Source organism: Bradyrhizobium sp., assembly GCF_030697065.1.
In the GTDB taxonomy this organism is placed as follows: domain Bacteria; phylum Pseudomonadota; class Alphaproteobacteria; order Rhizobiales; family Xanthobacteraceae; genus Bradyrhizobium.
The window spans coordinates 19,236-31,534 of the sequence record NZ_JAUYQU010000047.1; the positions used below are offsets into that span (position 1 = coordinate 19,236).

General features: G+C 63.4%; 15 protein-coding genes. 14 read left to right on the forward strand and 1 reads right to left on the reverse strand.

Features of this window, described 5'->3' with window-relative positions; translation table 11 throughout:
* Positions 1 to 5 precede the first annotated feature (5 nt).
* From rpsH to hisC, 13 genes are all read left to right on the forward strand, one after another.
* A complete protein-coding gene (gene rpsH, locus Q8R73_RS03340) occupies positions 6 to 404 on the forward strand; it encodes a 30S ribosomal protein S8 (protein WP_291860755.1) in 399 nt (132 codons plus the stop codon).
* A 13-nt stretch (positions 405 to 417) separates the two neighbouring features.
* A complete protein-coding gene (gene rplF / locus Q8R73_RS03345; RefSeq protein ID WP_304743654.1) occupies positions 418 to 951 on the forward strand; it encodes a 50S ribosomal protein L6 in 534 nt (177 codons plus the stop codon).
* Positions 952 to 961: 10 nt separating this feature from the next.
* Positions 962 to 1,324, forward strand: coding sequence for a 50S ribosomal protein L18 (gene rplR / locus Q8R73_RS03350; RefSeq protein WP_304866520.1), 363 nt, complete (start codon positions 962 to 964; stop codon positions 1,322 to 1,324).
* A gap of 77 nt (positions 1,325 to 1,401) precedes the next feature.
* Positions 1,402 to 1,974 (forward strand): 30S ribosomal protein S5, encoded by a 573-nt coding sequence (gene rpsE / locus Q8R73_RS03355; RefSeq protein ID WP_265083159.1) that lies wholly within the window; start codon positions 1,402 to 1,404, stop codon positions 1,972 to 1,974.
* 37 nt (positions 1,975 to 2,011) lie between these two features.
* On the forward strand, positions 2,012 to 2,206 hold the full coding sequence (gene rpmD, locus Q8R73_RS03360; protein WP_305718124.1) for a 50S ribosomal protein L30: 195 nt from the start codon (positions 2,012 to 2,014) through the stop codon (positions 2,204 to 2,206).
* A 116-nt stretch (positions 2,207 to 2,322) separates the two neighbouring features.
* Positions 2,323 to 2,811: a 50S ribosomal protein L15 gene (gene rplO / locus Q8R73_RS03365; RefSeq protein ID WP_305718125.1), complete on the forward strand. Its 489-nt coding sequence runs from the start codon at positions 2,323 to 2,325 to the stop codon at positions 2,809 to 2,811.
* Between the two features lie 150 nt (positions 2,812 to 2,961).
* The gene (secY, locus tag Q8R73_RS03370; RefSeq protein ID WP_305718126.1) at positions 2,962 to 4,293 is read left to right on the forward strand and encodes a preprotein translocase subunit SecY; all 1,332 of its coding nucleotides are present in this window, start codon (positions 2,962 to 2,964) and stop codon (positions 4,291 to 4,293) included.
* Positions 4,294 to 4,418: 125 nt separating this feature from the next.
* Positions 4,419 to 5,345 carry an adenylate kinase gene (locus tag Q8R73_RS03375; protein ID WP_305718127.1) on the forward strand — a complete coding sequence of 309 codons (927 nt, stop codon included), beginning with the start codon at positions 4,419 to 4,421 and terminating at the stop codon, positions 5,343 to 5,345.
* A gap of 180 nt (positions 5,346 to 5,525) precedes the next feature.
* Complete coding sequence (gene rpsM / locus Q8R73_RS03380; RefSeq protein WP_305319460.1) at positions 5,526 to 5,894, forward strand: 30S ribosomal protein S13; 369 nt, start codon at positions 5,526 to 5,528, stop codon at positions 5,892 to 5,894.
* A 110-nt stretch (positions 5,895 to 6,004) separates the two neighbouring features.
* Positions 6,005 to 6,394, forward strand: coding sequence for a 30S ribosomal protein S11 (gene rpsK, locus Q8R73_RS03385; protein WP_007603045.1), 390 nt, complete (start codon positions 6,005 to 6,007; stop codon positions 6,392 to 6,394).
* 98 nt (positions 6,395 to 6,492) lie between these two features.
* Positions 6,493 to 7,524 (forward strand): DNA-directed RNA polymerase subunit alpha, encoded by a 1,032-nt coding sequence (locus Q8R73_RS03390; RefSeq protein WP_304743642.1) that lies wholly within the window; start codon positions 6,493 to 6,495, stop codon positions 7,522 to 7,524.
* Between the two features lie 163 nt (positions 7,525 to 7,687).
* On the forward strand, positions 7,688 to 8,104 hold the full coding sequence (rplQ, locus tag Q8R73_RS03395; protein ID WP_304743640.1) for a 50S ribosomal protein L17: 417 nt from the start codon (positions 7,688 to 7,690) through the stop codon (positions 8,102 to 8,104).
* Between the two features lie 362 nt (positions 8,105 to 8,466).
* On the forward strand, positions 8,467 to 9,531 hold the full coding sequence (hisC, locus tag Q8R73_RS03400; RefSeq protein WP_305718128.1) for a histidinol-phosphate transaminase: 1,065 nt from the start codon (positions 8,467 to 8,469) through the stop codon (positions 9,529 to 9,531).
* Between the two features lie 94 nt (positions 9,532 to 9,625).
* On the opposite strand, the gene Q8R73_RS03405 is transcribed toward hisC, so the two are convergent.
* A complete protein-coding gene (locus Q8R73_RS03405) occupies positions 9,626 to 10,639 on the reverse strand; it encodes a zinc-binding alcohol dehydrogenase family protein (protein ID WP_305718129.1) in 1,014 nt (337 codons plus the stop codon).
* 262 nt (positions 10,640 to 10,901) lie between these two features.
* Between Q8R73_RS03405 and Q8R73_RS03410 the strand changes: the two genes are divergently transcribed.
* Positions 10,902 to 12,236, forward strand: coding sequence for a DegQ family serine endoprotease (locus Q8R73_RS03410; RefSeq protein WP_371126021.1), 1,335 nt, complete (start codon positions 10,902 to 10,904; stop codon positions 12,234 to 12,236).
* Positions 12,237 to 12,299 lie beyond the last annotated feature (63 nt).

Here is a 12,299-nt window from a genome sequence, read left to right on the forward strand (position 1 = left end):
GGAACATGTCAACGCACGATCCGATCAGCGATCTCATCACCCGCATCCGCAACGCCCAGATGCGCGCCAAGCCCAAGGTCTCGACCCCGGGCTCGAAGATGCGCGCCAACGTGCTCGAGGTCCTCAAGAGCGAGGGCTACATCCGCGGCTACGCCAGCGTCGAGCACGCCTCTGGCCGCAGCGAGCTCGAGATCGAGCTGAAGTATTTCGATGGCGAGCCGGTCATTCGCGAGATCGAGCGGGTATCGAAGCCGGGGCGGCGGGTTTATGCCTCGGTCAAGAACCTGCCGCGCGTCAACAACGGTCTCGGCATTTCCGTGTTATCGACGCCGAAGGGAATCATGGCTGACCACGAAGCGCGCGAAGCGAACGTGGGCGGCGAAATTCTCTTCACGGTGTTCTGAGGAAGGGATCACTATGTCACGTATCGGCAAGAAGCCTGTGACGGTTCCGTCGGGTGTCACCGCGACCGTCGAAGGCCAGACCGTCAAGATGAAGGGGCCGAAGGGCCAGCTTCAGTTCATCGTGCACGACGACGTCGAAGTGAAATTCGAGAACGGCGAAGTCAAGGTCGCGCCCAGGATCAAGACCAACCGGGCGCAGGCGATGTACGGCACCGCGCGCGCCCAGGTCGCCAACCTGGTCGAGGGCGTCACCAAGGGTTTCGAGAAGAAGCTCGAGATCACCGGCGTCGGCTATCGCGCAGCGCTGCAGGGCAAGAACCTGCAGCTCGCGCTCGGCTACAGCCACGACGTCGTCTATGCGATCCCGGAAGGCATTGCCATCACGGTGCCGAAGCCGACCGAGATCATCATTGCCGGCAACGATTCCCAGCGCGTCGGCCAGGTCGCCGCCGAGATTCGCAGCTATCGTCCGCCGGAGCCCTACAAGGGCAAGGGCGTGAAATATTCCAACGAGTTTATCTTCCGCAAGGAAGGCAAGAAGAAGTAACGGAGCCGCCATGTCGAGACTCAAGATCACGAACGACCGGCGCAAGAAACGCGTGCGGTTGTCGCTGCGCCGCACCGCCAGCGGCCGTCCGCGGCTGTCAGTGTTCCGCTCGTCGAAGCACATCTACGCGCAGGTCATCGACGACCTGAAGGGCGAGACGCTGGCGTCGGCGTCGTCGCTGGAGAAGGCGATGCGCGAGACCGGCAACACCGGTGCCAACATCGATGCGGCGAAGGCCGTCGGCAAGCTGCTGGCGGAACGCGCCGTGAAGAACGGCGTCACCGAGGTGGTGTTCGATCGCGGCGGGTATCTCTATCACGGCCGCGTCAAGGCGCTTGCGGATGCGGCGCGTGAAAGCGGCTTGAGCTTCTAGGGTTTTGGAATTGAACGGACACAAGGCCGGGAGCGCGAGCTCCTCAAGGCAAAGTCTCTTAAGGATCGGAAAACACCATGGCAGGTGAACGCGAACGCGGTGGCGGCCACAGGGGCGGCCGGGAAGAACGCGACAGCGAGTTCGTCGACAAGCTCGTCCACATCAATCGGGTGGCGAAGGTCGTCAAGGGCGGCAAGCGCTTCGGTTTTGCGGCGCTGGTCGTGATCGGCGACCAGAAGGGCCGGGTCGGATTCGGCCACGGCAAGGCGCGCGAGGTCCCCGAGGCGATCCGCAAGGCGACCGAGTCGGCCAAGCGCAACCTGACGCGCGTCGCCTTGCGCGAAGGCCGCACGCTGCATCACGACATCGCCGGCCGTCACGGCGCGGGCAGGGTCTATCTGCGCGCGGCGCCGGCGGGTACCGGCATCATCGCCGGCGGCCCGATGCGTGCGGTATTCGAGAGCCTCGGCGTCCAGGACGTGGTGGCGAAGTCGATCGGTTCGTCGAACCCCTACAACATGGTTCGCGCCACCTTCGACGCGCTGAAGCATCAGGATTCGCCGCGTTCGGTTGCGGCGCGCCGCAACATCAAGGTGTCCACGCTGCAGTCGCGCCGGGTCGGCGGCGACGCCGAAGTGGTCGCCGAATAACAACACGCGCGTCTGCGCGCTTTTCGGAGTTATTGTCATGGCCAAGGCCGCAAAGATGATCAAGGTCGAGCAGATCGGCAGCGCGATCCGCCGCCATCACTCGCAGCGCGCGACGCTGATCGGCCTCAACCTCAACAAGATCGGCCGGGTCACCGAGTTGCAGGATACCCCTGCCATTCGCGGCATGATCGCGAAGGTTCAGCACCTCGTCCGCGTCGTCGACGAGAAATAAGTTCACGTTGTCCGGGGGCGGCCGCGACAGCGGCCATCCTGGAATGACAACCATCGTCCTTCGAGAATTCGGGCTGGACCCACTCGGGACGACGGAACGGAAGAAGGAAGCGAACGATGAAACTCAACGATATCGCCGACAAAGCCGGCTCGCGCAAAGCGCGCATGCGGGTCGGGCGGGGCATCGGTTCAGGCAAGGGCAAGACCGCCGGCCGCGGTGGCAAGGGCCAGACCGCGCGTTCCGGCGTGCGCATCAAGGGCTTCGAAGGCGGCCAGATGCCGATCCATCGGCGGCTGCCGAAGCGCGGGTTCAACAACATCTTCCGGCTCGATTTCGCCGAGATCAATCTCGACCGGCTGCAGGACGCGATCGATGCCAAGCTGATCGACGTCAACGAGACCGTTACGGTCGAATCGCTGGTCAAGGCCAAGGTGGTGCGGCGTCCCAAGGCCGGCATGCGGCTGCTCGGCCGTGGCGAAATCAAGGCCAAGCTGAATATCGAGGTTCACGGCGCTTCGAAGACCGCCATCGCGGCGATCGAGAAGGCAGGCGGCACAGTGAAAATCCTGGCGCCGGCAAAGAAGGACGAAGGCGAGGCGGCGTAACATCTGCGTCATCGCCCGTGCGAGCGGGCGGTCCGGCATGCCGAGACGGTAGATTTTTCGAAAGCCGAGCACCAAATTGATGTCCGGCGTCTGCTGAACGTCCCGCCTTCGGAGGGATGACGGCATGCGGGGCGCGGGAGAAAGCCAAACATGGTCTCAGCAGCAGAGCAACTCGCGGCAAACCTGAACTTCTCGGCGCTCGGAAAGGCCGAAGAACTCAAGAAGCGCATCTGGTTCACACTGGGTGCGCTGCTTGTTTATCGGCTCGGTACCTACATTCCGCTGCCCGGCATCGATCCCGCAGTCTGGGAGCAGGTGTTCAAGTCGCAGGCCGGCGGCATCCTCGGCATGTTCAACATGTTCGCCGGCGGCGGCATCAACCGCATGGCGATCTTTGCGCTGAACATCATGCCGTATATCTCGGCATCGATCATCATCCAGCTGCTGACCACGGTGTCGCCGAAGCTCGAAGCCCTGAAGAAGGAAGGCGAGGCCGGCCGCAAGACGCTTAACCAGTACACCCGCTATCTCACGGTGGTTCTCGCCGTGTTCCAGTCCTACGGCATCGCCATCGGCCTTCAGGGCGCAGGCAATGTCGTCAGCGAACCCGGCTTGTTCTTCCTGATCTCGACCACCGTCACGCTGACCGGCGGCACCATGTTCCTGATGTGGCTCGGCGAGCAGATCACCTCGCGCGGCGTCGGCAACGGCATTTCGCTGATCATCTTCGCCGGCATCGTCGCGGAATTGCCCTCGGCGCTGGCCAGCATGCTGGAACTGGGCCGCCAGGGCGCGCTGTCGACCGCGCTCATCCTGATCGTCATCATCATGTCGGTGGTGGTGATCGCCTTCATCGTGTTCATGGAGCGCGCGCAGCGGCGCCTGCTGATCCAGTATCCGAAACGCCAGGTCGGCAACAAGATGTTCGAGGGCCAGTCCTCGCATCTGCCGCTCAAGCTCAACACCGCGGGCGTGATTCCGCCGATCTTCGCGTCCTCGCTGCTGCTGCTGCCGACCACGGTTGCCAATTTCAATGCCGGCAGCGGCCCGGAATGGTTTCAGTGGCTGACCACCCAGCTCAGTCACGGCCGGCCGCTGTTCCTGATTTTCTACATCGGGCTGATCGTGTTCTTCGCGTTCTTCTACACCGCGATCGTGTTCAACCCGACCGAGACCGCCGACAATCTCAAGAAGCATGGTGGCTTCATTCCGGGCATTCGCCCGGGCGAACGCACCGCCGAATACATCGACTACGTGCTGTCGCGGGTCACGGTGCTGGGTGCGGCCTATCTCGCGATCGTCTGTCTGATCCCGGAGATCCTGATCTCCTACGCCGCGGTGCCTTTTTACTTCGGCGGAACATCGCTCCTGATCGTGGTCAGCGTGACCATGGATACGGTGGCGCAGGTTCAGGGGTATCTGCTCGCCCATCAATATGAGGGGTTGATCAGGAAGTCGAAGTTGCGGGGGCGTCGCCGCTGAAGTCAGCCGCGCACAGCATCGCTTTCACTGTCCGCGCTTTCGCGCTGATCGTAGTTGGCGCTGGGCTGGGATTTTGAAACGAAGGGTGCGCGGGGGGCCGCTCACCGAGCCGGGGGCGAATATCGATGAGACTGATTCTTCTCGGTCCGCCGGGGGCGGGCAAGGGCACCCAGGCACAACGTCTGGTTCAGAAGCACGGCATCGTTCAACTCTCCACGGGCGAAATGCTGCGCGCGGCGGTTGCCGCCCAGACGCCGGTCGGGATGCAGGCCAAGGATATCATGGCGAGCGGCGCGCTGGTGCCGGACGAGATCGTGATCGGGATCATTTCCGATCGTCTCGACCAGCCGGATGCGGCGAAGGGTTTTATTCTCGACGGTTTTCCGCGCACGGTGCCGCAGGCCGAGGCGCTCGACGAGCTTCTGAAGAAGAAGCAGATCGGGCTGGATGCCGTGGTGGAGTTGCGCGTCAACGAGAGCGCGCTGCTTCAGCGGGTCGAGAGCCGGGTGGCAGAGATGCGCGCGCGCGGCGAGGACGTGCGAATCGACGATACGCCTGAAGTGCTGGCGAAGCGGCTGGCGAGCTACCGCTCGCAGACCGAGCCGCTGATTCACTACTATTCGGAGCGTCGCAAGCTTCTGACGGTCGACGGCATGATGACCATCGAAGAGGTCACCCGCGAGATCAACCGGATCCTTGCCGCGATCGGGGCGGTCGAGGCCAGGGCCGCCAGGAAGGCGGATGCGGCCAAGCGAACCGCCAAGAAATCCAAATTGGCAGCCAAATCGAAAGCCAAAAAGGGCGTCGGGAAGGCTGCTGGGAAGGCCGATACCGGAAAGGCCGCCAAGGCGGCCTCGGGGAAATCGGCGAAAAAGGCAGCTAAGCGCGCCGGAGCGGCCAAAAAGCCCGCCAAGGCTTCCCGCAAGGCCGGGAAAACGCCTTCCAAAGCGAAAAAATCGACCCGGAAGGCAGCAGCCGGTTCCAGGGCCCGCGCTATCGGCAAGAGCAGGAAAGCTGCCAAAAAGGTCACGAAAAGGCGAGCTAAACGCTAGAGACGGTTGACGAAACCAAGTTGAATCCTTTAATAAGCCCGGTATCCAGTCGGATTGTTTCCAGACGATGCCGGGCCCCGAGAGAACCAAGGGGACGGGCGTCGTGTTCGCGTTTGTGGACACCCGCCCAGAATAGCAAAAACACAGCCGGTCCCAGGGATCGGCGACAGGAGAGACTGCGTGGCCCGTATTGCCGGTGTGAATATCCCGACCAACAAGCGCGTGCTGATCGCGCTCCAGTACATCCATGGCATCGGCCAGAAGAATGCCGCCGAGATCATCGAGAAGGTCAAGATTCCCGAAGATCGCCGCGTCAACCAGCTGAGCGATCAGGAAGTGCTGCAGATTCGAGAAGTGATCGACCGCGACTATCTGGTCGAAGGCGACCTGCGTCGCGAGACCGGCATGAACATCAAGCGTCTGATGGATCTCGGCTGCTATCGCGGCCTGCGTCATCGCCGCGGACTGCCGGTGCGCGGCCAGCGTACCCATACCAATGCGCGCACGCGCAAGGGGCCGGCCAAGTCGATCGCCGGCAAGAAGAAGTAATTTCGCGAACAGCGAATTGGCGGGTGGCGAATGGTTTCTGTTCGCTGCTCGCTTTTCAGGTGTAGCCGCTGGCATTACGGCGGCGTTGAGATCTTAGGAAAGGTTCTGGAATGGGCAAGGAAGCCACCCGCGTACGCCGCCGTGAGCGCAAGAACATTGCATCCGGTGTCGCGCACGTGAACTCGTCGTTCAACAACACGACCATCACCATCACCGACGCGCAGGGCAACACCATTGCCTGGTCGTCGGCCGGGACGATGGGCTTCAAGGGGTCGCGCAAGTCGACCCCTTACGCCGCGCAGGTCGCGGCGGAGGACGTCTCCAAGAAGGCGCAGGAACACGGCATGCGCACGCTGGAGGTTGAAGTCGCGGGTCCCGGTTCGGGCCGCGAATCGGCGCTTCGCGCGCTGCAGGCCGCGGGCTTCACCGTTACGTCGATCCGCGATGTGACCACGATCCCGCACAATGGCTGCCGTCCGCGCAAGCGCCGGCGCGTTTGATTTTACGACCGCGGGCGGCATGGCCGTCCCGCGATGACTTTTGCAGTGTATTTGACGCGGCCTGATCCGCGTTCTCCAACGCCAGTGATGTAGACGGCATGGGTGAAACAGTGACGATCCAGAAAAATTGGCAAGAACTTATTCGGCCGAACAAGCTCCAGGTAACGCCGGGCACCGACGCGAATCGCTTCGCGACGCTGGTCGCCGAGCCGCTGGAGCGCGGCTTCGGCCAGACCCTCGGCAATGCGCTGCGCCGCATCCTGCTGTCCTCGCTGCAGGGTGCCGCGGTGCAGTCGGTGCACATTGACGGCGTGCTGCACGAGTTCTCCTCGATCGCGGGCGTTCGCGAGGACGTCACCGACATCGTGCTCAACATCAAGGACATCTCGATCAAGATGCAGGGCGAAGGCCCCAAGCGCATGGTCGTGAAGAAGCAGGGTCCGGGCGTCGTCACCGCCGGCGACATCCAGACCGTCGGCGACGTTGTGGTGCTCAATCCCGACCTGCAGATCTGCACGCTGGACGAGGGTGCCGAGATCCGCATGGAATTCACGGTCGCCGCCGGCAAGGGCTACGTCGCCGCCGAGCGCAACCGTCCCGAAGACGCGCCGATCGGCCTGATCCCGGTCGACAGCCTGTTCTCTCCGGTACGCAAGGTTTCCTACAAGGTCGAGAACACCCGCGAGGGCCAGATCCTCGACTATGACAAGCTGACCATGACGATCGAGACCAACGGTGCGATATCGCCCGATGACGCGGTGGCCTATGCCGCGCGCATCCTGCAGGACCAGCTCAACGTGTTCGTGAACTTCGAAGAGCCGCGCAAGGAAGTGGCGCAGGAGATCATTCCCGATCTCGCGTTCAACCCGGCGTTCCTCAAGAAGGTCGACGAACTCGAACTGTCGGTGCGTTCGGCGAATTGCCTGAAGAACGACAACATCGTCTACATCGGCGATCTCGTGCAGAAGTCGGAAGCAGAAATGCTCCGTACCCCGAACTTCGGCCGCAAGTCGCTGAACGAGATCAAGGAAGTGCTGGCCCAGATGGGTCTGCATCTCGGCATGGAAGTGCCGGGCTGGCCGCCGGAGAATATCGACGAACTGGCCAAGCGCTTCGAAGACCACTACTGATTTCGTCATTCCGGATCGCGCGTGAGCGCGAACCCGGAATCTCGAGATTCCGGATCGCCGCTTCGCGACGTCCGGAATGACTTCCCCGGGCGAACGCAGGCGGCCCACCTGAGCAGATTGTCCGACGAGCCGTCGCGACAGAGTAAAAATTGAGGAATTCAACATGCGTCACGGCAAGGTTCATCGGAAGCTCAACCGCACCGCCGAGCATCGCAAGGCGATGTTCGCCAACATGTGCGCGGCGCTGATCAAGCACGAGCAGATCGTCACCACGCTGCCGAAGGCCAAGGAATTGCGGCCGATCGTCGAGAAGCTTGTCACGCTCGGCAAGAAGGGCGGCCTCTCGATGCGCCGCCAGGCGATCTCCGAGATGCGCGACCTCGACCAGGTCCGCAAGCTGTTCGACGTGATCGCGACCCGCTACAAGGACCGCCAGGGCGGCTACACCCGCATCATCAAGGCCGGCTTCCGCTACGGCGACAACGCGCCAATGGCCGTGATCGAATTCGTCGACCGCGACGTCGACGCCAAGGGCCTCGATTCCGGCCCGGTGCAGGAAAAGTCCGCCGAAGCGGCGTAAGTGACGACGTCGTCGTCCCGGACAAGCGAGCGTTAGAGAACGCGATCCGGGATCCGTCACCACAATTCAAAAGCGGCGCCCGGTGCGCCGCTTTTTTTAATGCTCATCATCCTGCGGCGACTGTGACTGCGATTGCGCTTGTACGCGGGGCTCCCGATATCCCGTCATACCAATGGAGGCGACAGCGCTTTGCAGCGTCGGGAAAATCGCCAATATGGCGATCTTTGTTGAGAGAAGCCTTCGCGACCAACGGCGCGGCACTGCGGGCAGAAGGCGGTATCATCCAGACGATTACGTGAGCGCCGAACCGCCGCTTGATCTTTGCCGCCGGCGTGGTAGTCGCGACTTGGAATGGATGGAATATGAGCCAATTCTGGAGCCGCTTGACGCACGACCTGATGCCTTATGTGCCGGGCGAACAGCCCCGCCTGGTGGAACTGGTCAAGCTCAACACCAACGAAAGTCCACTCGGTCCGTCGCCGCGCGCGCTGGAAGCGATCCGCGGCGAGGCCACCGATACGCTGCGCCTTTATCCGGACCCGCGGGCTTCGGCGCTGCGGGCGGCCCTGGCGAGCTACCACCGGGTTCGACCGGAGCAGGTGTTCGTCGGCAACGGCTCAGACGAGGTGCTGGCGCATGCCTTCGCCGCGCTCCTGAAGCATGATGCGCCGCTGCTCTTCCCCGACATCACCTACAGTTTCTACCCGGTCTATTGCCGCCTGTTCGGCATCGCTTGGGACGCCGTGCCGCTCGATCAGGCCATGCAGATCCGCGTTGCCGACTACCTGCGGCCGGCCGGCGCGATCATCATCCCCAACCCGAATGCGCCGACGGGCGTTGCGCTGTCGCGGGCGGAGATCGCCACCCTGCTGCAGCAGCATGCCGACGTTCCCGTCGTCATCGACGAGGCCTATGTCGATTTCGGCGCCGAGACCGCAATTCCGCTGGTCGCCTCGCACCCGAACCTTCTGGTCGTCCAAACCATGTCCAAGTCGCGGGCGCTGGCCGGCTTGCGGGTCGGCTACGCGATCGGCGACGCCGACCTGATCGAGGCGCTCACCCGGGTCAAGGACAGTTTCAACTCCTATCCGCTTGGCCGGCCAGCCCAGGCCGGCGCCATCGCCTCGCTGCAGGACGAGGCCTGGTTTCAACAAAGCCGTGCCAGCGTGATCGAAGGCCGGGAGCGGTTGAACCGCGGATTGATCCGGCTGGGCTTCGACGTGCTGCCATCCTCCGCCAATTTCGTCTTCGCGCGTCATCCGGCGCATGAAGGCGCCGCGCTCGCCGCCGCGCTGCGCCAGCGGACGGTGATCGTCCGCCATTTTGCCGCGCCCCGCATCTCCGACTATTTGCGGATCACCGTCGGCACTGACCAGCAAATCGACCGGCTGTTGGCGGAGTTGTCGGATATTCTGGGGAGTCCGTAGCGCGGTTCGTAGGGTGGGTTAGCCGAAGGCTTAACCCACCATCTACTTCCAAGTAGGTGAGTTACGCTGCGCTAACCCACCTACGCGAACTGCGCTACCACCCCTCCAGCACGATCTTGCCGCGCGATTTTCCGCTCTCCAGCAGCGCATGCGCGCGCTTCAGGTTCGCCGCATTGATGGTGCCGAACGTCTGGTCCAGCGTGGTGCGCAGCACGCCCTTGTCGATCAGATCGGCGACGTCGTTGAGCAGGTTGTGCTGACCGATCATGTCCGGCGTCTGGAATGATGAGCGGGTGAACATCGACTCCCAATGCACCGAGACCGCCTTGCCCTTGAACACACTGAAAGCGAACTCCTGGGGATCGTCGATCATGCCGAATTTGCCCTGCGGCGCGATGATGTCGGCCAGTGCCTTGTAGTGCTGTTCGGTGTTGGTGAGGCTCGCGATCAGCGCCACCGGCGGCAGCTTCAGCTTTTCGATCTGCTCCTTCATCGGCTTGGCGTGATCGATCACCGCATGGGCGCCGAGATCGAGACACCATTTTTGCGTTTCCGGGCGCGACGCGGTGGCGACGATCGTAAGGCCGGTGAGACGGCGCGCGAGCTGGATCAGGATCGAGCCGACGCCGCCGGCGCCGCCCATGATCAGGAGCGTGCGCGGATCGACGCTCTTGCCGGGCACGACGCCCAGCCGGTCGAACAGCAATTCCCATGCGGTGATCGACGTCAGGGGCAGGGCGGCCGATTGGGCGAAGGAGAGTGTCTTCGGCTTGCGGCCGACGATGCGCTCATCGACCAGATGAAATTCGGAATTGGTGCCCTGGCGCAGGATCGAGCCGGCGTAAAACACCTCGTCGCCCGGCTTGAACAGCGTGACGTCGGGGCCGACCGCATCGACGACCCCGGCGGCGTCGTATCCCAGAATCTTGGTTTCACCCGGCGGGGGGGCCGCGCGCTTGCGCACCTTGTAATCGACCGGATTCGCGGAAATCGCCTTCACGGCGACGCGGATGTCGCGGCCCTTCGGTTCCGGCTTGGCGGCCTCGAAATCGATCAGCGCGTCTGCGGCATCGATGGGAAGTGATTTCTGGTATCCGACGGCCTTCATGGGGCGGTTCTCCTTGTCGCCGGCGGCAATACGCCGGTGTTCCCCGCATTACCTGCTGTTTCGGGGCAAAATTGCAAGGTTTGAGTCCCCCGCATTCTGTCCGCCGAATCACGCCATAACCGGCTCATCGAGCCCTGCAATCGCTTCTATTCACGGGCCGGGACGCCTATATTCCCACCATCATCCCCCAGGGAATTTTTTCATGTTTGCTGTTCGTATCATCGCGGCATTGTCGGTTCTTGTGGTCGCGGCTGCCCCGGCGATGTCGCAGGACCGCCGCGTGCCGACTTCTCCCGTGGAACTGCGACTGTCCTACGCGCCGATCGTGCAGCGGGTGCAGCCGGCGGTGGTCAACGTCTATGCCGCCAAGGTGGTGCAGAACCGTAATCCGCTGCTCGACGATCCGATCTTCCGCCGCTTCTTCGGCGTGCCCGGCCAGCAGCCGGAGCAGATGCAGCGCTCGCTGGGATCGGGCGTCATGGTGGATCCGTCCGGACTTGTGGTGACCAACAACCACGTCATCGAGGGCGCCGACCAGGTCAAGATTTCGCTCTCCGACAAGCGCGAATTCGAGGCCGAGATCGTGCTCAAGGACAGCCGCACCGATCTCGCGGTGCTGCGGATCAAGAATGGCAGGGAGAAATTCGCGACGCTCGATTTTGCCAATTCGGACGAGTTGATGGTCGGCGACGTCGTGCTGGCGATCGGCAACCCCTTCGGCGTCGGACAGACCGTCACCCACGGCATCATCTCCGCGCTGGCGCGGACGCAAGTCGGCATCACCGACTACCAGTTCTTCATCCAGACCGATGCGGCCATCAATCCCGGCAATTCCGGCGGCGCGCTGGTCGACATGAACGGCAGGCTTGTCGGCGTCAACACCGCGATCTTCTCGCGGTCCGGCGGCTCGCAGGGCATCGGCTTTGCGATCCCAGCCAACATGGTGCGCGTCGTGGTCGCCTCCGCCAAGAGCGGCGGCAAGGCGGTGAAGCGGCCATGGCTCGGCGCCCGGTTGCAGGCGGTGACGCCCGAGATCGCCGAGACGCTGGGGCTTCGCGTTCCCTCCGGAGCGCTGGTCGCCAATGTCACGGCCGGCAGCCCGGCGGCGCGGGCCGGGCTGAAACTGTCCGATCTGGTGGTCGCGATCGACGGCCAGGTCATTGAGGATCCCAGCGGCTTCGATTATCGCTTCGCCACCCGTCCGCTCGGCGGCACCTCGCAGATCGAGGTACAGCGCGGCGGCAAGGCCATCAAGCTCACCATTCTGCTCGAGACCGCGCCCGATACCGGGCGCGACGAGATCGTCCTGACCTCGCGCTCGCCGTTCCAGGGCGCCAAGGTGGCGAACATCTCGCCGGCCGTCGCCGATGAATTGCGGATCGATGCCGACACCAAGGGCGTGGTGGTGATCGAACTCGCCGAAGGCGCGACCGCCGCCAGCGTCGGGTTTCAGAAGGGCGACATCATCCTGGCCGTCAACAACCAGAAGATCGCCCGGACCAGCGACCTCGAAAAGGCGACGCGCGAGAGCGCGCGGCTCTGGCGCATCATCGTGGTGCGGGGCGGCCAGCAGATCAACGTCACGCTCGGCGGATGAGCCCGAAGCGCCCACGCGAAAGTACCAACCTGTTCGCGGCCGCAGGCATGGAGCAGGACGCGC